The sequence below is a fragment of the Acinetobacter sp. genome (assembly GCF_036666595.1).
Classification (GTDB): domain Bacteria; phylum Pseudomonadota; class Gammaproteobacteria; order Pseudomonadales; family Moraxellaceae; genus Acinetobacter.
Map to the genome: position 1 here is coordinate 88,384 of NZ_JAVWVO010000003.1, position 21,179 is coordinate 109,562.

A 21,179-nucleotide genomic window follows, 5' to 3' on the forward strand; every position below is an offset into this window, starting at 1 on the left:
TTTGCTCTTGATCAACGCAAGTTTTAGCAGTACAACATTAAGAACTAATCCGACTAAACACATTGGTTTTTAGTCAAAAACTCAAGGAGGGATGGAGATGTTATCATTACATTTCAACAAGCAAGTCTTCATTAACGCTCTGAAGGCAAACAAGAATATGGTGACGTATTTAAGTACCACCATTGCCCTGATGGTCATTATGATCATGCATGGCTTAATTCAAGGTAACCTTAAAGCTGAATATTTTGCTTACGCTATCGTCGTATCATTTGCCTTTTATTTATGGGCAGTCGTCGATCAAAAATTCCGAAAGGCCACACAGTCAATTGACTAGCAAACAGGTGGATGATTAGTCATCCACCTTTGTAAAAGTATAAAAATTAAAAAAGCTATAAGAACAACTTAAAATAAACCTAAAAACATTCCCCACAACAAGCCCAACGTCGCCACAATTTCCCCCACAACCAATGCCATCATTGCCATCAGCATGATTGATTTGGGTAAAGTCCATTTGCCTAAAACATGCGGACTACGAAATTGGTTATTGGTGTCTTGCAATACCCCATGCACGATATAGCTCAGTATAGAGAAGCTAAAAAAGAATAAATTGATTCCCACAAACAGCATATTCACAGGTTCAGGCCAGACAGAAATTTCGGCCATTACCGCAATGATTAAACTTGCAGGTGCATATAACAAACTGCTGCGGTGTGCGATATCAACATAATAGTGCGCGCGAAACTGTGGTGAATGGCGAATTTGCGCATATTTCCATACCCCTGTCAGCATCCCAACAAACAGAAAAATCCCACTAAATAAAAGTGCAAATTTTACCGACATATCTAATTCAACAAACTGCATGTGTTTTCCCTTTTTATTTTCACTCTATTTTATACAGATCTACTTGACTTCAAAGTCATAGATTAGACAAGTTTCTTTTTGGAACTTAGGTAGAGTAGAAACAAATTAAAATGCTTAAACCGATTATGCAAAATTACGAAACTTTAGTCTTCACCTGCTCTGACCATTATTCACTCAGTGGGCGCTTTTATGCAGCCCAAGGTATACAACAAGCCCTGCCTGTTTTAATCTGCCCTGCAACAGGTATTACCCAACAGTTTTACCATCATTTTGCATCATGGCTTGCAGAACAAGGCTATGCCGTTTTGGTTTTTGACTTTCGCGGCATTGGTGAGTCTCTGCATGAACCACTTAAAAAATCGAAAGCCAGCATCGTACAATGGGGGCAATTAGACATTCCAGCGGCGATGGAGGTGCTATTGAATAAGACCCAAGCAACACAAGTGATCTTGCTCGGTCATAGTGCAGGCGGGCAACTTTTAGGCATTAACCCAAACTATGAAAAAGTCGCAAAAGTCGTTGCCGTTGCAGGCTCAACCGGACACGTAAAAGACTTGAAAGGTCGTACCAAACTCCTCGCTCCTGTGATGTTTAAACTGATCTTTCCTATTGCACGTTATACCTTAGGTTATGGACCGACCAATGCCATTGGCATGGGCGAAAACCTACCTAAAGATGTGGCACGCGATTGGGCACAGTTTTGCAGCAAACCTGGTTATGTAATTAATGCCTTAGGCAAAACAGTACAAGATGACTTCCACCGTGATATTCGCTGTCCAATCACAGCCATTTGGGCATCGGATGATGAAATTGCTACGCAAGTGAATGTCAAAGGCTTACTCAGCCTTTACCCAAATGCACAAACAGATCAAATTGAACTCAAACCACAGGCTTATGGCCACAAAGCCATTGGTCATATGGCGATGTTTAAGCGTTCCCATCAAAACTTATGGCCTGAAATTGCAGCCCAGCTTTCATCTTAAGGCGACACATATCAAGCAAAGCCTATCGCCAGTTCAAGCAGCACTAGCTTGACTGGCTTTATTTTCACCGCAAAATTGCAGCTTTCAAATAAAAACCAACACTATTGATAAATTTAATTTCATTAATCGATAAATAAATATTATATTTCCACCACGAATTTTTATTAAGTCATAGTTCATGTGATGTCTATCGCATGTGCTAGAGATGGATGAATCATGTCTGCACAACAGCAACCCCAGCTTAAGCATGGGCTGAGCAACCGCCATATTCAGCTGATTGCTTTAGGCGGCTCTATTGGTACAGGTCTATTTTTAGGCATTTCGCAAACCATTAAACTGGCTGGCCCTTCAGTTATTTTAGGCTACGCTCTAGCGGGCTTAATTGCATTTTTCATGATGCGGCAGCTGGGTGAAATGGTGGTAGAAGAACCAGTGAGTGGCTCTTTTAGCTATTTTGCCTATAAGTTTTGGAGCCCTTTTGCGGGCTTTATGTCGGGTTGGAACTATTGGGTGCTCAATGTCTTGGTCTGCATGGCGGAACTCAGTGCCATCGGCCTCTATGTCCAGTATTGGTGGCCTGAAATTCCCACATGGATTTCAGCGCTTGGTTTCTTTGTACTGATCAATGCCATCAACCTGCTGCATGTCAAAGTCTTTGGTGAAACAGAATTTTTATTCTCCATGATTAAAATTCTCGCGATCATTGGTATGATTGGATATGGCGCTTGGTTACTGGCAAGTGGTCACGGTGGTGCACATGCTTCTATTTCAAACCTCTGGGCTCTAGGCGGTTTCTTTCCCAACGGGATTTCAGGCTTAATCATGGCGATGGCCATCATTATGTTTTCCTTTGGCGGGATTGAGCTCGTTGGTATTGCTGCTGCGGAAACTAAAAATCCGACCACGACCATTCCTAAAGCAGTCAATCAAATTGTCTATCGTGTGTTGCTGTTTTATGTGCTTACGATCATCGTTCTGCTCTCGTTGTTTCCATGGAATCAAATCGCAGAAGGCGGTAGTCCTTTTGTTTTGATTTTTGACTCCTTAGGTAGTCAAGGCGTTGCAACTGTGCTGAATTTTGTGGTCTTAACCGCAGCTATATCGGTGTATAACGGCACCAGTTATGGCACGAGTCGTATGCTGCTAGGTCTGGCAGAACAAGGCAATGCTCCACAATTTTTAAAGAAAATTAACCAGCGTGGCATCCCTTATGCAGCCATTTTATGCTCTGCATTGGTGACCTTACTGTGTGTCGTATTGAATTATATCTTCCCAGAAAAAGCCTTTAAACTACTGATGAGTCTTGTGGTTTCAGCCATTGTAATTAACTGGATGATGTTGGCGTTGACCCATTTAAAATTCAAGCAACGTATGCTGGCATTGCAAAAATCAACTTTGTTTCCAACTTTGATTTACCCTATCAGCAACTATATCTGTATTGTATTTATGCTTGGTATTTTAGTGGTGATGTGGCTTACACCTGATATGCGAATTGCAGTGATGCTGATTCCACTTTGGATTGGCTGCCTAACTCTAACTTACTGGTTTAAACAAAGATCAAAAACACAAAAAGTACAATAAATAAGTAAGCAAACAACGCCGTTAAAAGGCACCCTTCCCTTTAAGGGCGCTGTTTGCAAATCAAAGCCAATTTCCCAAATGACTTTGATTCAATCACTTTATTGTAGTCATGACCGATGCAGAGTGTTTCTCTTTTATTTGCTTATTTTGAGCATTTATTGAGAAATATTTTCACATAAAATAGTTTATAAAGAAAATTATACGCAGGAATACGTTATGAATGACGCTAACTACGTTTTAGATAAAATTGACCGCCGTATTTTGTCTGAACTTCGCCAAGATGGCCGTCTGACCGTTACCCAGTTGGCTGAGAAAGTTGGGCTGTCTTCTTCTCCTTGCTGGACACGTGTAAAACGCCTAGAAAATCTCAATATCATTGAAGGCTATACAGCAAAGATTAATTCAAAAGCCATTGGTATTAATGAGCTGTTTTTTATTGAAATTACGCTTGAACGCCATGATGATGAAATCTTAGAACAATTTAGTGAAGCACTGGCTTACATGCCGGAAGTGGTTGAAGCACATTTAGTGACTGGCGATTACGACTATTTACTCAAAGTTGCAGTGAAAAATGCAGAACACTATGAACGCTTTTTGCGTAAAAACTTATACTCAATGAAAGGTGTACGTCATACACGCTCCATTTTTGCCTTACGTCCTTTGAAACTCGAAAATAAATCCGACCTAATTATGATTGAGTGATTGCTGCAAATATTGTGTAAATGTGGTTTAATACACTCAGTATGAGATGAGCCTCTTACAGTATGTGCCTTAGATGTGCATACGACTAGCCCCTAACCATGGGGCTTTTTAATGTCTGTAGATTTTATATTTCTAATATTTTAGATAATGCACATCATTCAAATATAAAACCGTAGCCAATAAAAAAAGCACTCCAAGGTGCTTTTTTTATTAAGGGTATCATCTCTAAAAATATTAACCCAAGATGCCAATCGAAAACTGAATCACAAAGGCATTCACAATATCGACAAAGAATGCACCCGTCAGCGGAATGATCAAAAAGGCTTTATGAGATGGCCCGTAAGTATTGGTTACCGCTTGAATATTGGCAATTGCTGTAGGTGTCGCACCTAAATTGACGCCACATTGGCCTGCACAAAGTACCGCTGCATCGTAGTTCTTACCCATCACGCGGAAAGTTACAAAATACAAATAAAGTACTAAAAATAGTGCCTGAACAATCAAGATAATCACGAGAGGACCAGCCAAATCTGCCAACAACCAGAGCTGCAAAGACATCAATGCCATGGCCAAAAACAGTGCCAGTGAAGCATTGCCAAATACATCGATGCAACGGTCAAAGACCTGAACTTTCAAACCATGCTCTAAAATATTACGTAAAACCACACCACACATTAGCGCCCAAACAAAACTTGGTAGCTCAAACCACTGCCCTTTAGCCACCGCTGTCATGAAGTATGCAAAACTGATACAAATGGCAAACATCCCCATGGTTTTGACCGCATCATCTGCCGTAATCAGACGTGTCTTTTCAGGAAATTCAAATGGGGCCGTTTGCGCTGAAGGCGGTGCTTCATTACGCCCTGTTGCTGCTGGAATTTCTTCAGCCAACTGGTAGCGACGTATCAGAAATTTAGCTACAGGCCCGCCCATCATTCCACCAATGACCAAACCAAATGTTGCACTTGCCATACCCAGTACAATCGCGCCCTGCACACCGTGTTCTTGTTCAAATATCGTGCCCCATGCACCTGCTGTCCCATGACCACCTGTGAGTGTGACCGAACCTGTAATTAAGCCAATCAGTGGGTCTAGACCTAAAACTTTTGCAAGACTAATACCAACCACATTTTGCAGCAGGACAAATACAATAACGCAGACCAAAAATACAAGCAGCGACTTCCCGCCTTCTTTGAGTTTAACCAAGCTTGCACTTAACCCCACAGAGGTGAAGAACATCAGCATAAAAATTTGCTGAATATTGGTATCAAAGTTGACCGTTATGTTTGAACTTTTAAACAAGATATAAGTGATAACAGCTGCAACCATCCCACCGGCAACAGGTTCGGGAATGTTATATTTTTTTAAAATACTGACTTTATTCACACATACATAACCGACCAATAGCACAGCAACTGCTGCAACAATAGTCATAAATGCATCGAATTGATAATTCATGAGATATCCAATGATGCTTATTGCATTAATTCTAAAACAGATAAGTCAGTGATGAACAGATTAAAGTTTCTCAATGTACAATTTCTATGCTTTAGATTACATGATGTTTTAAAACTGAGCTCAGTATTTTAAGAATACATCATCTTAAAAACAAAAAGACCCAGCTGGGTCTTTTTGTTTTTACAGCAGCGTAACTTTAAAATTAGAATTTATAATTAAAGCTTAATGTTGCATTTCTTGGCTCACCCCATGACATAGAATTTGCGCCAATACCTTCATAATATTTTTCATCAAAAATATTATTTATATTTATTTGCGTACTAAAGTTTTGATCAAACTTATAACCTAGCATTGCATTGGCAAGATATAAATCATCTCGTTCAATACGTGTTTTCCCTGCAACTGCATAAATTTTACTGTAATAGTTTAAACCTGCACCCGCATACCATGCTTCATTTTTATATTTAACAAATAAGTCAGACGTAGTTCGTGAGTTTGTTGTGTTGACATCATATCCTTTGGCATCTTTAGCACTAAAGTTAGCCACCCCAAAGCTAAGCCCCCAGTTATCATTGATTTCACCATCAATATTTAACTCGACCCCTTTACTTTCCACACCACTAGCGCCGAAGTATGCGTTTTCAGCCGTACCATCAACTTTAATATTTTCACCCTTTGCATTTAGTAGAAGTTGTGCCAGATTGTCTTGCTGAATACGAAATACAGCAAGACCTGCATTCAATCGACCATCTACAAACTCACCCTTTATGCCAGTTTCGTAGCTTTTGCCTTCAATTGGATCTAAATAGTCACCAGACTGATCTTTATTTGTTTGCGGTTTGAAAATACTGGTATAGCTTGCATACCATGAATAGTTCGGTGCAAAATCAAAAATAAGGCCTGCATAAGGGGTTAATTGATTTTCAAATTTACGATCCGTTGTGCGCGTTTCTGACTTATATTCCCAATTTGAAACACGTAAACCTGCAACTGCTTTTAATGGATCTAAAATGTGGAATTTACCTGAAATATATCCAGCGGTTTGCGTGGTTGAATTCAATGGATTGGTTTTATCCATTTCTAGTGAGCCAATCAAACGCGTATTCATGTGATTAAAATCAATTACATCTTGCCCTAACAAATCGATTAAATTTTGCTTAGTTAACGCAGGGTTATTTGGAACAAAGGTCTGCCCATAAGTATTTTTCTTGAGCTGGGCTTTATTCCAAGAGCCACCTAAAACTATTTCCTGATTTCGCCCTGCAAGGGTAAATGGTGCAGTAATATAAACATCGACATTATTTTCATCATTCCTCTTTTGGTCGCGATATACCGAAGCATTTTCAATTGGAATCGTATTCGTTGCTTTAGTCACTTGCCCTGCGGTATAGAAAATAAAACTATCGGTATCATCTCGACGGTATGAGTACGCAACATTTAAATCAACATCATTAAATAAGTTTTGCTTTAGGTTCGCAAAAAGTCCTGTGGACTTTACATCCCAAAATGTCCAATCCGAACTCACAATCGATGATCGGTCAAAATTGGTTTTTGTGCCATCGGTATAAAATGCGGGTAAGCCACCCCAGCGTACTCCATCTCGGTTTAATTCTTGATAAGAGGCAGCCAAAGATAGTGAGGTTTTATCGCTAAGATCATAGTCAATTGCACCGTAGGCAACATTGCGCTCTTTTTCATAAAAATCCATAAATGATTTTTCATCAGAATGTTTTGCAAAAACGCGCCCACGAAGTGAACCATCACTGTTTAAAGGTGCTGACAAATCTGCCGAGCTTGAGTAACTATCCCACGAACCTACCGATGCTTCGACCTTTCCAGTAAACTCTTTTGCGTTTGCACGTTTACGAATCAAATTCAGAGCCATAGCAGGACTACCTGCTCCTGTCATTAAACCATTGGCACCCTTTACGACTTCGACACGGTCATAAATACTGAGGTCTGGATCACCAGCGCCTAAAGTTAAGTTGCTTGGCATACCATCAACTAAGTAATAGTCAATTTGAAAACCACGGGCGAATGCACTCTGTCGTTCATCCGTACGTGTAGTCGACACACCTGTGATGTTATTGAGTAAATCTTGGAAGGACTCAATATTGCGATCATCCAAATATTCACGGGTATAGACTTTGACTGTTTGTGGGGTTTCACGCAGGGATAAATTTAACTTGGTTGCTGTATTTGTGCTGCTGGTCGTATAGCTACCAGTATTTTCAGTAACTGCTGTTTTATCTTGGGCTGTAAGGGTAATGGTCGCCAACTGTGCATTTGGCTGAGAGGTTGCATTCGCCTCATCCACTTCCACGGTGTTTGCGTGTGTTATAGACAGCATGGCAGTTGAAGACAGGAAAATGATTTGCATCGCCAAATAGAGTGGCTTTTGCGTAGACAACGGACGTTTAAACATATCAGGATATTCACAGCTAATGAGAAAAAATAAGACAATGAATTGATAATTTTAAAGTGCGCACGTGCCTACTATGCTTCAGTAAAACAATCACCTTTGTAGCATCACAAGTACTAAGATTCGTAAAATCCTTTTCGAACATCTCAGTGGTTTGAGTCATTACATATCAATCCATTTCGAAAAATTATAAACAAAAAGTAATACAAGTGATACTAATTATCATTAGCAAGTACATCTTTAATTTAGATTTAAGATATTTGTATTGTAGATATACGTTCCTTTTCACAGAAAAACCGGGTGAAAAACAAACAATCGATATTTATAATGCTCTAATTTTTTATAATTATAAATATGACAACAAAAAAATAGGCCAAGTGTATTTTGGTCTATTTTTAACTCATGGTCTTGTCGAGGACTTACTCGATGTCATAGACCCAGTTTTTGGCTTGTTGGTCTGTCGTAGTTTCACACACATAGTAGTCTTGATCCCACGAGTCTTGATGGAAAATCTCCATTTTTCGATAGGTCACTTTTTTAGAGTTTTCAACACAGATAAAGCTATCGCCTTGTTCTTTAACCTGAGTTCCGTTGAGGAAACCACCAATACAGAGGAATCGGGATTGTTTGGGCATTTGATCAAAACCTTTATTCTATTTATGTATCTTCAATATCTCTTCAATAATAGTTATAGCTCCATTTGGAATATGTTGTTTCCAAGAGTTATCTTTTCCTTTGATTAATTCACGAATTTTTGTTGATGACATCTTATCAACTAGTAAATTTTTATAAAGAATATCAACTTGATACCCAGAATTTTTTAATTTATCAAGTTTATGTTCATTCCATGCTTCAACAATATTCGATACACAAATAATATTCTTAGGTAATGTTATTGTTTCAATCTGATCAATATCAAAAGGTAAAAAACTAAATCTATTTCTGCTAATCCCTTTCTCCACTAAAGAGTATTCAATAATTTTACAACGCTGATCATAAGTAAAAATATTATTCCCTGGATCATCTCTATATGTTTTATCATGAAAATCTGTCTTAGATAAATTATCGATATTCGGTTTGGTAATACCTATATACAGAAAATCATATTTCTCAAAAGCTTTTAAAAAATATTGTAAATGCTCTAAGTGAAATGGTTGAAACCTACCATGAATACAAGCTTCATTCATAATTAAACCAATCTCCTGAAATATGTTGTGAGACATTACCTATATATTTGCAATCTTTTATATCATGAAGATCAGAAAATATTAATAATGGACCATTAAACTCACTAGAAAATAATATTTTCTTATCTACATCATTTAAATTACTTCGTATTGTATCTAAATTTCTTACAATTGAACAATCACTTTCATAATTAAAAAATATATTTTCTATATTGCTTTTAAAAATATTAAATTTAATTCCATATATTTTATTTAATAAATTTAGTTCATTATACAACCCATATCCAGATATATCTGTCATATATTCAATATCATCAATATATTTTAATACAAAATTATTACTCTTTTTCATAATTTCAGTATTAAGTGATGAAGATGCACCAAGTGGTTTTGATAGAAAAATATTCTTCTCTAAAAAACATGGGGCTTCTACTTCTTTATTTTTCTTAGAAATTAACGTCCAAGATATAAAAAATTCATTACCTACTATTGTATGAGCATTTATTAACTTAACATTTTTTTCTAAAAGATAATCTTTGATAAAATCAATAATATATTTACGTTCAATAATATCAAATTCGTAAGGCAAAGATAAATTCATAGTGGCACATTCAGCTTGAACACCTGAACAGAGCAAATCATTATTAGCATGCTGAAATGAAATATCTATGAAATCTTTTGAATTAATTAAATCGTTATTAAAAATAAGGTCTGTTGTTGCAATATAATCACTAAATTTCCCGTTATTTGACAAAATATATGAAAAATCTGAATCAAAATACTCTAATGATTCATTATAAGTTATCTTTTTAGAACACCCAAAATCCATATTATTTATCGCCTAACTCATTCCACAAATTATCAAAATATTTTTCAAAACCATGATATAGAGACACTGAATATCCTCTAGAATTTTTTGAATCACATAAGTGTACTTGAGATAACTCTTCACCTTTATGTTTAGGATCATTAAATAAAGAATAACTTACAACTGAAAAATTCCCATTAATCAATGTTAAGCGAAATATTGGCATTAAGGAAATTTCACCAACATTATATTTTCTAATTTCTATTTTTAACCCTTCTTCTTTAAGTGTTTCTAATAATTCTCTCGAGTTTCTAACATTTTTCTTGTAGTCATCTTTTGATATATTCGCCTGTTGAGCTAATTTTTCTAATGCAATACTATTCTCATCACATAAAATAAATTTTGGTATTTTTCCAGCACTATTGACTCTTCTTATACAATCCTTAAATGCTTCCTTATTTTCTGTAAGCTTACTTGCACCTGTCCCAATAAATTTAAAGTCATCTTTTGTGAGTTTTAAAATTGTTAAATAATCTAATCCATTTTTTATTTTTTCATCTGCCCCATAAACCCCAGCAGCATTAAGTTGATAAATAGCAAACCATATAAATAATAAAAAAGAACAATTAGTATAAAATAACCAAAAAATTGCTTCTGCCTGATACTGAATAATATTTACAAATATTAGAATGATTATTGCAACAAAAAATATATTTTTATTAAGAAAAATGGAATTAAATAAATAACTTAAACTGCTACCATATTTTTTCTCTATTTTTTTCTTGAAATATAAAACCCCACCAACTATAGGTATCCATATTAAATTAGCTAATAGTGAACCCGTAGTGCCAAGATTTGTTAGTTCATTAAATATTTGCATAATATTTTACAATCTCTATAGACCAAGAATCAAAAGCATCTAACTGCAAATTTAATTCCTTAATTGACTCAAATTTCAATTCTTTAAAAAGCTTTTGTTCTTTAATAGAAATATTTCTATTTTTTAAACCTACTTCGTATACTAACCCTAAATGTTGTCTACCTATTTCTGTAGATTTATCATGTAGCAAACCAATTTGCTTCACATATACTTCTGTAGCAATATTAACTTCTTCTAAAAGCTCCCTTATAACAAATGGAGAAAAAGAATTAGGATCTAAAGCATCAAATAAACTGAAAAATTCTTCATATGCAATATGACCTCCGAAATTTACACATTTTTTTTCAGAGTTTAACCTTTTTTCTGGTTGATACTTTGTTTTATAAAAGCTTGCTATTGTATTTTCATATCGTAAAACGAAGCAAGAAACTAATTGAATCAGCTCAGTATTTAGCTCTGCTAATTTTCTTTCCAAAGGTATAATATTTTCTTTAAAATCTTCACTTGTGAAATTAGTCGGTGTAAATATTTCCGAATTTATATATTTGCTTAAATATTTGTTTTCAAATACAGCAATAATCTCTTCTAAAGGATTTACTTTTCCAATAGCGCTCGTAAGTACTTCATTATATTCATTTGTTTTACAAAGCCACTCTCTTAAGCCATATTTTCTATTGCCAGCATGAAAAAAAATACTATTTTCACCATATAAATCAATGTGATTTTTTATTTTAGATTGAAGCTCTTTTACATCTTGTTTTTCAAAATAAAAAGCTAACTCATACACACTTAAAGGCTTCCCTTGTATATGCAATATATCTATTATTTTCTTTTTTAAAATTTCACTCATTATATAGACAAAAATAAAGGCTGATTAATCAGCCTTTATTTTATACTACTTTTTGCCTAATTTACAAAGTAAATCATAGATTTACTCTGTCGATAGGGAAAAACCTTTCGGCTTTTCTTAGTCCTAGCTCATTAAGTCAACTGAGCAGCAGCAATTTTCTTCGTATCAACATTCGCAGCAGCGTCAGTATAGTCGCCCATTTTGTCGAAGCTTAAGTATTGGTAGATGTCAGCAGACATGCTATCAATTTGAGCTGCATACTGTTGGTATTCTTCTGGAGTTGGTAGTTTACCAAGTACAGCAGCAACAGATGCAAGTTCAGCAGATGCTAAGTAAACGTTCGCACCTTGACCTAAACGGTTAGGGAAGTTACGAGTAGAAGTCGATACACAAGTAGTGTTCGGTGCTACACGTGCTTGGTTACCCATACATAATGAACAACCTGGCATTTCAGTACGTGCGCCAGCTTTACCATAAGTATTGTAGAAACCTTCTTCCATCAATTGACGTTCGTCCATACGCGTAGGTGGAGCAATCCACAAACGAGTTGAAAGTACGCCACCAGGAACTTTCTCTAACAACTTACCAGTTGCGCGGAAGTGACCGATGTTTGTCATACATGAACCAACAAATACTTCGTCAATTTTCACGCCTTGAACGTCAGAAAGCAATTTCGCATCATCTGGGTCATTCGGGCAGCAAAGAACTGGTTCAGTAATTGTCGCAAGGTCAATTTCATACACTTTCGTGTATTCAGCATCAGCATCAGCTTTAAGAAGTGATGGGTTCGCTAACCATTTTTCCATGTTCTCTACACGACGAGCCATAGTACGCGCATCGCCATAACCTTCAGAAATCATCCACTTCAACATTGTGATGTTTGATTTCAGGTATTCAGCAACTTTCTCTTCAGAAAGCGTGATAGAACAACCAGCAGCAGAACGTTCAGCAGATGCATCAGAAAGTTCGAATGCTTGCTCAACAGTAAGGTCTGTTTCCATTTCTGTTAAGTCGATCTCAAGGATACGACCAGAGAAGATGTTTTTCTTGCCTTTCTTCTCTACAGTTAAGTCACCTTGCTGAATCGCAACGTAAGGAATTGCATGTACAAGGTCACGTAGTGTGATACCAGGTTGCATTTTACCTTTGAACTTAACAAGTACAGATTCAGGCATGTCTAATGGCATAACACCAGTCGCAGCAGCAAATGCTACAAGACCAGAACCTGCTGGGAAAGAAATACCAATTGGGAAACGAGTATGTGAGTCACCACCAGTACCAACTGTATCTGGAAGAAGCATACGGTTTAACCAAGAGTGAATAATACCGTCACCTGGACGTAAAGATACACCGCCACGGTTCATGATGAAATCAGGAAGCGAGTGTTGCATTTGAACGTCAACTGGTTTTGGATACGCAGCGGTATGACAGAAAGATTGCATAACAAGGTCAGCAGAGAAACCTAGGCAAGCCAAGTCTTTCAATTCGTCACGTGTCATTGGACCTGTGGTATCTTGCGAACCAACAGTCGTCATCTTAGGTTCACAGTAAGTGCCTGGAAGTACGCCTTGACCTTCAGGAAGACCACATGCGCGACCAACCATTTTCTGTGCTTGAGTGAAACCTTTGCCAGTAGCAGCAGGTTGAACTGGAGTACGGAATAAAGTAGATGGAGCAAGACCTAAAGCTTCACGTGCTTTAGTCGTCAAACCACGACCAACGATTAAGTTGATACGACCACCCGCACGTACTTCGTCTAGAAGAACTGGAGTTTTAAGTTCAGCTTCAGCAATTACTGCGCCGTCTTTAGTTGCAGTAACTTTTGCAGCAGCATGATCAATGTTAAGAACGATTTCATCGCCCATGTTCATGTTTGCAACATCAATCTCGATTGGCAACGCGCCAGCATCTTCCATTGTGTTGAAGAAAATCGGAGCGATTTTAGAACCTAAGCAGTAACCACCGTCTTTTTTGTTCGGGATGTGCGCAATGTCGTCACCGAAGAACCAAAGTACAGAGTTAGTTGCTGATTTACGGCTTGAACCAGTACCAACAACGTCACCTACGTAAGCAACTTGGTTGCCTTTCGCGATTAAGTCTTTGATTTGGTTGAGTGGACCAACTTCACCAGGAACTTCTGGGTTAATACCATCACGTACGTTTTTCAACATTGCGTTTGCGTGCAATGGAATGTCTGGACGGCTCCATGCGTCTTGCGCAGGTGACAAGTCGTCAGTGTTGGTTTCGCCAGTGACTTTGAAAACAGTCAGTTTGATTTCAGTCGGAACGTCTTTACGAGTCGTGAACCATTCAGCGTCAGCCCAAGATTGCATAACCGCTTGTGCATTCGCGTTACCCGCTTTTGCTTTATCAGCTACGTCATGGAACGCATCAAATACTAGAAGCGTTTTCTTAAGTGCTTCAGCTGCTAATTCAGCAAGTGCAGCATCGTCAAGAAGAGCAACTAAAGGAGCAACGTTATAACCACCAAGCATAGTGCCTAGTAAGTAAACCGCACGTTCTTTAGAAACTAATGGTGAAGTTGCTTCACCATTTGCCAAAGCAGCTAAGAAAGCAGCTTTAACGTATGCAGCTTGGTCAACACCCGCTGGAACACGGTTTTCTAGTAAATCAACTAAAAATGCTTCTTCGCCAGCTGGTGGGTTTTTTAATAATTCAACTAATGCAGCTGTTTGAGCATCGTCAAGTGGCTTCGGTGGGACTCCGAGTGCGGCACGTTCTGCAACGTGTTGGCGGTAAGCTTCTAGCACGGTGTTATTCCTCTTTTTTAAAAAATTATTTACGTATTCCTGCTTTAACTAAAGCTACGTAAATAATATGGACTGCTTAATTTTACTAAAATTCCAGTTAAAAGTTAATGCGCTACAAGTGTTTCTTTGTGATGCCCATTATTTTCTAACTAAATGATGTTCATGTCGATTGCACATAAAAACGGCAATATAGTCAGATCGTTTGGACTTTTTCCACATTAACTTTGAACTGCCATTTAAAAACAAAAAAGGCAACCTATGTTGCCTCTTTTTACGCAATATAAATATTCAACCTTAGTGTACTGTTGTGGCTTGAATATATTGTTTGAAACTTTCACGACAGCCTTCAAATTTCATCTGAATTTCATCCTCATGCAAATTTTGATGAGCAGAGCTTGCAAAAGAAATTTGTACTGAAATACGTGTAGGTTCATGGTCAAGCGCGTGTTTGAAGTATACATGGTCACCTAAACTGAGGACATAATGGCCGCCGCCAATTACGGCCACACCATTTTCATCTTCCAAGAGTAAATCTGCGTGATTTAAATAGCCAACAACTTCCATTTTTCTGCTCCTCTCGTTTTTTATTCTATGTTTATTATTCTTTATTTTTATATGCTTTGCTATATATATGATTTAGAGTTTTGTCACAAAAAGTTCCATGCAAAAAATAAAAAACCGTTCCTTAGAACGGTTTGTAATCTGGCATTTCAGTATGCGGTGTTGCAATACATTTTTCAGTATATTTCACACGAACTTTTTCACGCGCACCTTCAATATCGGACTTAATTTCAGCCTCAGGTAAAGCATAAACATCTTCAATAATTTCTAACGCAAATGCCTTGGTCATTTCGTCTTCAACTTTATTGGCATGCTCAATCGCTTTATCTTTTTCAATGGCATTTTGACGGTCTAACATAATTGAACGTGCTGCATTACCAATACTTTTACAATAGCCATGCCATTGCTCTTCTGGTGTTAACGGTTTTTTCTCAGCACAACCCACCAGTGCAATCACAGCAGCCAAAGCGAATAACTTTTTCATTACAACTCTCCTATTCGCCCTATCATAATCAAACTTTTTCAAATGAAGAACCATTACCCACTTTAAATAGAATAAAAGCCCAAATTTGGGCTTTTATTCTTAGAAAATTAACCGCAGCTTGCTTGAACTACTTTATTGGTTTTCGGATCAACTGTTACTGTCACACGTTCTTCACGATAATCCATAGTCACAGGCTGCCCCGGTTGTACTAAGCGTACCATCTTCGCACTGGTTTTTTGCTTAATCTGCGCTTCAGTTAAATTTGACTGACCAATCAAAGCTGTCGCTTGCTCGGCAACACATTTGCTTTGACTAGCACGGAAAAGCGCCCATTCTTCAACAACTTGGCCATTCGGTAAATGGCAATAGCCTACTTCACCATTGGCCTCTTTTCGAATCTCTAATTTACCACCCTGTTCAACACAGTATGTACTGGCAGGATTAGCCATACCTAAAGTTGGCTTTTCAGTTTCATTCTTTTGCGCAGTACTACAACCCGAAATAGCAGCAACCATTAATCCAAGCATTAAGATTTTTTTCATAAAAAATATTTCTTTAAATAAAAGATCAACATAGCAAATATGTTTAAAAAAAACTGTGCGAGTTTTGCAAAATTTAAGATTGCATAAAAAAGCCCATCACTTGACGGACTTTTGTATGCTGAAAGGCTATATTTTCAGGTCATTTTTAATTGACTGAGTGAATATCAAGCTCTTCATTTTTCGCTAAAACTACAGATGCTAGAATTGGAGTACCTAAAATGAACGGCATAGCAAAGATCCAAAAGACCACGGTATAGTGCGGATCAAAGAAAAACTGAATAGCAAGCGCCACTAAAATTAAAACTGAAAATAAAATCGCTGCAAAGCGTATTACAAAATTGATCGGCATAGGGATCATCACTCTAAATTTAGCAAGTCCATTTACTATACACCTACTTTCATTATGGTTTAATTGATTTTAAGTATCTAGTGTCTGTTATTCATAGGTTTTCTTCATCTATCAAATAAAGAGTTTTATCAAATGGCGAATTAAGCTTTTTTAACACCTAAAAATAAAGCCTACAATAGTAGGCTTTATTTAGCAGAAGACTCGCTTTAGAACTTCCAGTTATAGAAGACGTCGATGGCACGCTCTAATGACTGACTCGCCTCTAAGTACATACGTTTGTTCATTTGATAACGCAGAGTCAGTTTATTAACTGGTGTAAAGACACCCACGCCATAGCGGATATATAAGTCAGGTGTAATATAACCAGTCAGACTGACTTGTGTGTCATCCCCTGTGCCTTGCGCATCCAACGCTAAACCACTTAACCCAAAAGTACGTCCAATTTGGTTAGTAAAGGCGCGTGTCCCACCTAAACCTAAACTAATCCCTGCGGCAGCAATGGTGTTGTTGACATCTGACTTGAAGCCTTCAGTTTGACTTAAACCACTTGTACCTTCGTTAATGCGGCCTGTAATTAACGCGTTCAAAGCTTCTTGCTCGGAAAGCCCTGCATCGTTATAGACCTGAATATTTGGTGATGTTGCCGTACCCGTCACACGGAAACCCACCGTGCTGCCTTGTACATTTTTATTTGCATCGACATCCAGTGTAGGGTTGCTCAACACACCATTAAAACGCGCTATGGCACGGTTTAAATCCAAACTCTGTCCATAAGCTTCAATTTTAACTTTCTGACTTACCCCAATTGCACCATTGGCACGCATTGCGGTTTCAGCACCGCGCTGCGATAGATATAAACGTCCTAACAATGGAATACGGCTATTAAACCCTTGGAAGACAACTTGATTACCTAGTCCGACCATCAGATCGGCACGAATATCCCAAGGTTTTGCGCTATTTAAAATCGCCAATTGGTTTTGACCTTCTCTGACCACACGTACATCAGACGATACATTCACCACAGGTACAGACGCTTCAGGCATGGAAATAAGCGCACGAGGAACTTGAATTTCACCATTTAAGGTTAATTTCTTACTCAACGGTAAAACATCCAGTGTGATTTTTGGTGTCACTAGCGCGGTAATTAATGGCGCTTGGCGAATCAGTAAATTTTCTCCATTCAACTGAAGCTGAATGCGTGGATCATTTTTCCAATCTACCGTCCCTGTAAGTGTGCCCACCCCACGACCACTGTTAAAAGCACCATTGATGGTGGCTTGGTCTTGGCGTATAGCCGAATACAGCTGAATATTGGTCAAATTGACTGGCAGTGAAATCATACTAATCGAACCGTCTTTCAGACGGACATCGCCTGTAAGTAGTGGTGCTTTTAGCGTTCCATTAATCTTACCTGCATACGAAATTGTTCCGCCCATCGAACGTACATCTGCAATGAAAGGTTTAAAGACTTTGAGTTGCACCTGATCAAATGCAATTTCACCGCGCATAGGCATGCTGTCCCGATACGGATCAATAACCACATTGGCATAGCCCACACCAATTTCAGGTGTTTTGACATCCAAACGGATTTGTAAACCTTCCGCGATGCTTTTGGCAACCAAAGCCACTTGTTCATATTTTAAGGTTGAACCCATATCTTGTGGGTCATCCGCCGCCAAGCCAATCACACCATCTCGGGTGACTAAACGCGCATCAATTTTGGGTTTAGACCCTTGTGCCCAAACCGCTTTAGCATGTCCATTTAATTTACCTGTAATTGCTAATCCTTCAGGCATAAAGGCAGCAAAGTCGTTTAGGTCAAGGTTTTGAGTCAAGAATGAAATATTGCCACGTGTTTTACTCACACGAATCGGCTGGTCAAAACACAACTGACTTTGTTGACTCATCCAACAATGCGCACCAATCAACAAATCTGCTTTAGCACTGTTATAGACAACTGCTGCACTTTGGCGCTGTACCAAACGTGCACGTAAAGAGTCAAAATCACCTTTTTGGATCTGACCTAACCAATCATTTTGCGCATTAAAACCACCTGCCAATTGCACATAAAATTTCGACTTTTCATTTTGTGCAGAAACTTTTAATAAATGAGCTTTGCGAATACCAGCCAGTGAAATTTCACCTTGTTGAATTTCACGATTACCACTTCTTAAGCTTTCCATTTTTGCAGTCAATAATGACGGCGTTGTTTCCGATGTCGGTAACTGCCCGACAATGCGTAATTTACGCATATCAATCAGATCTTTAAAGCCAAAATTATCCACTGCTAAGTTTGCCGTCGCCCTTAAGCGTGGTTGAGATTGGATATTTAAATAGCCGTAGGCACGACCACGCAAACCCGCATAAATTTCATACAGCGCAGGCGCATTAATATTTAGTCTTAGGTTTTGTGCATTACCCGTCGCTTGTACTTGGTTTTTGGCATAAGCCAACAGTAGATTATTCGCTTCAAACTGTTGCGGTAAAAAACCCTTTTCGCTGGAGTTGAGCACCAAAGCTAAATTACCTGTGCCACGGACTGGTTTATTGTTCAGCGTACCTGCGAGGTTTAAGCTCTCAATGTTAATGCGTTTTAAAGCATCCGACCATGTACCTTTAGTTTTCACTACACCAGACAATTCGCCTTTAACACTAGATGCAAAATATTGTGGTTTAAAACGAATGAATGCTGCATTCACATCCCAAGTGATACCGTGAATAAAATGCACCAAACCACTGGCATTAATTTGACCTGCCACACCATTGTGTTTCAACTCAGTTACTTTAATAAATTCAGGCGTTCCTGAAAGTTTTAGGTTTAACCTGCCCTGACTGGCTTCAAACTGGCTGGCTTTTAAAGCGCCATCATAGTTCACTGCATAGCCTTTGAAAGCACCACCAGCTTTTTCATCATTAAACAGGAGTGCCGCTGTTGACTTACCCGTTAAGTGAACCGTTTCATTATTGCCCACCATTTTTCCAGTCAGATCAATGCCCTGTAGCTGAATGATTTGCTGATTCGGTTTGGCATAGCCACTTGCTTGTAGCTTTCCGTTCAATAGATTAACCGGTGAAGCTTCTGCCACCATTTGCGGGTTAAAATCTTTCGCGTTTAAAACGGCTTTCCACTTCAGTTGACGTTTCTCATCAGGCAGCTCAACCACCGCATTACCACTTAAGCTTCCCTTGCCTGCCACATAACTAAAACTCGGCACATTTAAATTATTATTTTTAAAATTTAACTGTGCGAGGTAATTACCCGCAGGTAACGTTGCTTTTTCGTGTTTACTCACAACCGTAGCAACATGAATATCTTGCTGACCTTCAACCAACGCCAGTTTTACATCCCCTGAAGCACTACTTAACCAACCGATATAAGGCACGGCGCGGTCAATATTTTTCCAAGAGACATCCATCAACATTGGCTGGACTTTGTTATTTTTCTCTGGGTTTTGGTCTAGTGCGAGATGCCATGCTTCATAACGATCAAAGTCTAGATCTGCGGTTAAGTGTAAACCCTTTTCAAGTGTGCCTTTAGATGCAATTTTTGCATCCAAACTTGGTGGTAGAAAGTCAGAAACCACTTGTGGCAGTATATCGTCTTTAGGATTGATTTTATCTAAACGACCTTGTACATCCCATGTGACATGGTCTTTCCAACTCACCACACCACCTAGATTGACCGAACCTTTCATTAACCGAGCATTTAAGTTATCAATATCAAGTTGATGAACCAAATCGGTATGCATCAAAGCGGTATATTGACCTTTAGGAATGTCTTTACCACTTAGATCTGTGTTTAAGTCGATATTTAAACGCTGAATATCACCTGAAAATTTAGCAACTCCTTTTTCAGCATATAGTTTGTAATCAGTCAGAAGCGGTAAGTTGTAATGATTAAATTTGAGCTGACCTTGCATCGGCACATGTTCACGTACAGGATGCAAAATGACCCAACCCGTCAACAGGTCAGGCGTCCGTGTTGCAATACCCGCTTGAATGGTATCGAGTGTTCCCGTTGCATGTACCGCAATATCATGCACATTTAAACTATCACGCAGTGCTGGTAAGTTTGCAATTGCAGTCGCTTCAAGGGGATATTTCCCTGAGAATTTCATTTTCCCAGTTGCTTTACGAACTGCTAAATAGCCCATGTCCATACTAGAGTCTTCAAACTCAAGCTCCGTCCCCGACCAGAGGGCATTACTTAAATGCACATCATAAAAGTTAACTTCGGCATCGGATGCGGTACGGATATTTAAATGATCAACATCTGCGGTATCTAAACGTAAAACAAAAGGTAATTTAATTTCGCTGAACTTAAATGGTTCATCACTCGGTTCACCTTTGGTAATGATGCGCAAATTGCGTACATCGGCTTTACGTAGATGAATCTCTTTATCTAAGATAGCGCGCCAACCCAAACTTACATCAGCACGGTCAATTTTGACATCGACAGGCTTTAAGGTGACCACCACATTTTTAAGGATAATACCTTTCCACAGATTACCACCTTCATACTCATATTGGATAATCTGCTGGCGTTGTAAAACTTGGTCAAGTAAGAACTTACTGCCTTTATCGGTAGAGAACATGACCGCAAGCGATATCACCAACAAGATGAGCGTCAACAACAGCGTCAAAATGACACTTCTAAAAATACGTCGCTGCTTGATGAGCGGCGCAGGTGGTGTTGGTTCTTGCTGCTGTTCTACTTCAGCCATAGTCTTCCCAAAAAAG

18 protein-coding genes are annotated in these 21,179 nt (G+C 38.4%); 4 read left to right on the forward strand and 14 right to left on the reverse strand.

The features are described 5' to 3' along the window. Positions 1–97 precede the first annotated feature (97 nt). Complete coding sequence (locus RR876_RS05655) at positions 98–334, forward strand: hypothetical protein (protein ID WP_004696541.1); 237 nt, start codon at positions 98–100, stop codon at positions 332–334. A 68-nt stretch (positions 335–402) separates the two neighbouring features. Here the strand turns inward: RR876_RS05655 and RR876_RS05660 are convergent, their stop codons facing one another. Continuing rightward, positions 403–861 (reverse strand): hypothetical protein, encoded by a 459-nt coding sequence (locus RR876_RS05660; protein WP_332476769.1) that lies wholly within the window; start codon positions 859–861, stop codon positions 403–405. Between the two features lie 125 nt (positions 862–986). On the opposite strand from RR876_RS05660, the gene RR876_RS05665 reads away from it, so the two are divergent. The 3 genes from RR876_RS05665 to RR876_RS05675 all read left to right on the forward strand — a co-directional run bounded on the left by RR876_RS05665 (position 987) and on the right by RR876_RS05675 (position 4,127). Next, entirely contained in the window at positions 987–1,844 is an 858-nt protein-coding gene (locus RR876_RS05665) for an alpha/beta fold hydrolase (protein ID WP_332476937.1), read from the forward strand. 216 nt (positions 1,845–2,060) lie between these two features. After that, positions 2,061–3,425 carry an amino acid permease gene (locus RR876_RS05670; RefSeq protein WP_279043120.1) on the forward strand — a complete coding sequence of 455 codons (1,365 nt, stop codon included), beginning with the start codon at positions 2,061–2,063 and terminating at the stop codon, positions 3,423–3,425. A gap of 216 nt (positions 3,426–3,641) precedes the next feature. Next, the gene (locus RR876_RS05675; RefSeq protein WP_151836540.1) at positions 3,642–4,127 is read left to right on the forward strand and encodes an Lrp/AsnC family transcriptional regulator; all 486 of its coding nucleotides are present in this window, start codon (positions 3,642–3,644) and stop codon (positions 4,125–4,127) included. A gap of 234 nt (positions 4,128–4,361) precedes the next feature. Here RR876_RS05675 and gltS read toward each other — a convergent pair whose 3' ends face one another. The 13 genes from gltS to RR876_RS05740 form a co-directional block, all read right to left on the reverse strand. Continuing rightward, positions 4,362–5,585, reverse strand: a complete 1,224-nt coding sequence (gene gltS / locus RR876_RS05680; RefSeq protein WP_332476770.1) for a sodium/glutamate symporter — start codon at positions 5,583–5,585, stop codon at positions 4,362–4,364. A 202-nt stretch (positions 5,586–5,787) separates the two neighbouring features. Next, positions 5,788–8,010, reverse strand: coding sequence for a TonB-dependent siderophore receptor (locus tag RR876_RS05685; RefSeq protein ID WP_332476771.1), 2,223 nt, complete (start codon positions 8,008–8,010; stop codon positions 5,788–5,790). Between the two features lie 416 nt (positions 8,011–8,426). After that, positions 8,427–8,642, reverse strand: a complete 216-nt coding sequence (locus tag RR876_RS05690; RefSeq protein ID WP_332476772.1) for a hypothetical protein — start codon at positions 8,640–8,642, stop codon at positions 8,427–8,429. An 18-nt stretch (positions 8,643–8,660) separates the two neighbouring features. Beyond that, a complete protein-coding gene (locus tag RR876_RS05695) occupies positions 8,661–9,194 on the reverse strand; it encodes a hypothetical protein (RefSeq protein ID WP_332476773.1) in 534 nt (177 codons plus the stop codon). Beyond that, complete coding sequence (locus tag RR876_RS05700; protein ID WP_332476774.1) at positions 9,187–10,023, reverse strand: hypothetical protein; 837 nt, start codon at positions 10,021–10,023, stop codon at positions 9,187–9,189. The genes RR876_RS05695 and RR876_RS05700 overlap by 8 nt, the downstream gene beginning before the upstream one ends. Position 10,024: 1 nt before the next feature. After that, positions 10,025–10,882, reverse strand: coding sequence for a hypothetical protein (locus tag RR876_RS05705; RefSeq protein WP_332476775.1), 858 nt, complete (start codon positions 10,880–10,882; stop codon positions 10,025–10,027). Beyond that, complete coding sequence (locus tag RR876_RS05710; RefSeq protein ID WP_332476776.1) at positions 10,869–11,732, reverse strand: hypothetical protein; 864 nt, start codon at positions 11,730–11,732, stop codon at positions 10,869–10,871. Before RR876_RS05710 ends, RR876_RS05705 begins: the two co-directional genes overlap by 14 nt. A 131-nt stretch (positions 11,733–11,863) precedes the next feature. Continuing rightward, a complete protein-coding gene (locus RR876_RS05715) occupies positions 11,864–14,503 on the reverse strand; it encodes a bifunctional aconitate hydratase 2/2-methylisocitrate dehydratase (RefSeq protein ID WP_332476777.1) in 2,640 nt (879 codons plus the stop codon). A gap of 294 nt (positions 14,504–14,797) precedes the next feature. Then, a complete protein-coding gene (locus RR876_RS05720) occupies positions 14,798–15,067 on the reverse strand; it encodes a hypothetical protein (protein WP_004696516.1) in 270 nt (89 codons plus the stop codon). 121 nt (positions 15,068–15,188) lie between these two features. Continuing rightward, positions 15,189–15,548 carry a hypothetical protein gene (locus RR876_RS05725; protein ID WP_201703034.1) on the reverse strand — a complete coding sequence of 120 codons (360 nt, stop codon included), beginning with the start codon at positions 15,546–15,548 and terminating at the stop codon, positions 15,189–15,191. Between the two features lie 107 nt (positions 15,549–15,655). Continuing rightward, a complete protein-coding gene (locus RR876_RS05730; protein ID WP_004696513.1) occupies positions 15,656–16,090 on the reverse strand; it encodes an I78 family peptidase inhibitor in 435 nt (144 codons plus the stop codon). A gap of 145 nt (positions 16,091–16,235) precedes the next feature. Then, entirely contained in the window at positions 16,236–16,439 is a 204-nt protein-coding gene (locus RR876_RS05735) for a hypothetical protein (protein WP_010327009.1), read from the reverse strand. A gap of 206 nt (positions 16,440–16,645) precedes the next feature. Next, the gene (locus RR876_RS05740; protein ID WP_332476778.1) at positions 16,646–21,163 is read right to left on the reverse strand and encodes a translocation/assembly module TamB domain-containing protein; all 4,518 of its coding nucleotides are present in this window, start codon (positions 21,161–21,163) and stop codon (positions 16,646–16,648) included. Between the last annotated feature and the right edge of the window lie 16 nt (positions 21,164–21,179).

Coding starts and splice junctions, on each gene's coding strand:
- RR876_RS05655 (WP_004696541.1), top strand. CDS start 98: ATGTTATCATTACATTTCAACAAGCAAGTCTTCATTAACGCTCTGAAG.
- RR876_RS05660 (WP_332476769.1), bottom strand. CDS start 861: ATGCAGTTTGTTGAATTAGATATGTCGGTAAAATTTGCACTTTTATTT.
- RR876_RS05665 (WP_332476937.1), top strand. CDS start 987: ATGCAAAATTACGAAACTTTAGTCTTCACCTGCTCTGACCATTATTCA.
- RR876_RS05670 (WP_279043120.1), top strand. CDS start 2,061: ATGTCTGCACAACAGCAACCCCAGCTTAAGCATGGGCTGAGCAACCGC.
- RR876_RS05675 (WP_151836540.1), top strand. CDS start 3,642: ATGAATGACGCTAACTACGTTTTAGATAAAATTGACCGCCGTATTTTG.
- gltS (WP_332476770.1), bottom strand. CDS start 5,585: ATGAATTATCAATTCGATGCATTTATGACTATTGTTGCAGCAGTTGCT.
- RR876_RS05685 (WP_332476771.1), bottom strand. CDS start 8,010: ATGTTTAAACGTCCGTTGTCTACGCAAAAGCCACTCTATTTGGCGATG.
- RR876_RS05690 (WP_332476772.1), bottom strand. CDS start 8,642: ATGCCCAAACAATCCCGATTCCTCTGTATTGGTGGTTTCCTCAACGGA.
- RR876_RS05695 (WP_332476773.1), bottom strand. CDS start 9,194: ATGAATGAAGCTTGTATTCATGGTAGGTTTCAACCATTTCACTTAGAG.
- RR876_RS05700 (WP_332476774.1), bottom strand. CDS start 10,023: ATGGATTTTGGGTGTTCTAAAAAGATAACTTATAATGAATCATTAGAG.
- RR876_RS05705 (WP_332476775.1), bottom strand. CDS start 10,882: ATGCAAATATTTAATGAACTAACAAATCTTGGCACTACGGGTTCACTA.
- RR876_RS05710 (WP_332476776.1), bottom strand. CDS start 11,732: ATGAGTGAAATTTTAAAAAAGAAAATAATAGATATATTGCATATACAA.
- RR876_RS05720 (WP_004696516.1), bottom strand. CDS start 15,067: ATGGAAGTTGTTGGCTATTTAAATCACGCAGATTTACTCTTGGAAGAT.
- RR876_RS05725 (WP_201703034.1), bottom strand. CDS start 15,548: ATGAAAAAGTTATTCGCTTTGGCTGCTGTGATTGCACTGGTGGGTTGT.
- RR876_RS05730 (WP_004696513.1), bottom strand. CDS start 16,090: ATGAAAAAAATCTTAATGCTTGGATTAATGGTTGCTGCTATTTCGGGT.
- RR876_RS05735 (WP_010327009.1), bottom strand. CDS start 16,439: ATGCCGATCAATTTTGTAATACGCTTTGCAGCGATTTTATTTTCAGTT.
- RR876_RS05740 (WP_332476778.1), bottom strand. CDS start 21,163: ATGGCTGAAGTAGAACAGCAGCAAGAACCAACACCACCTGCGCCGCTC.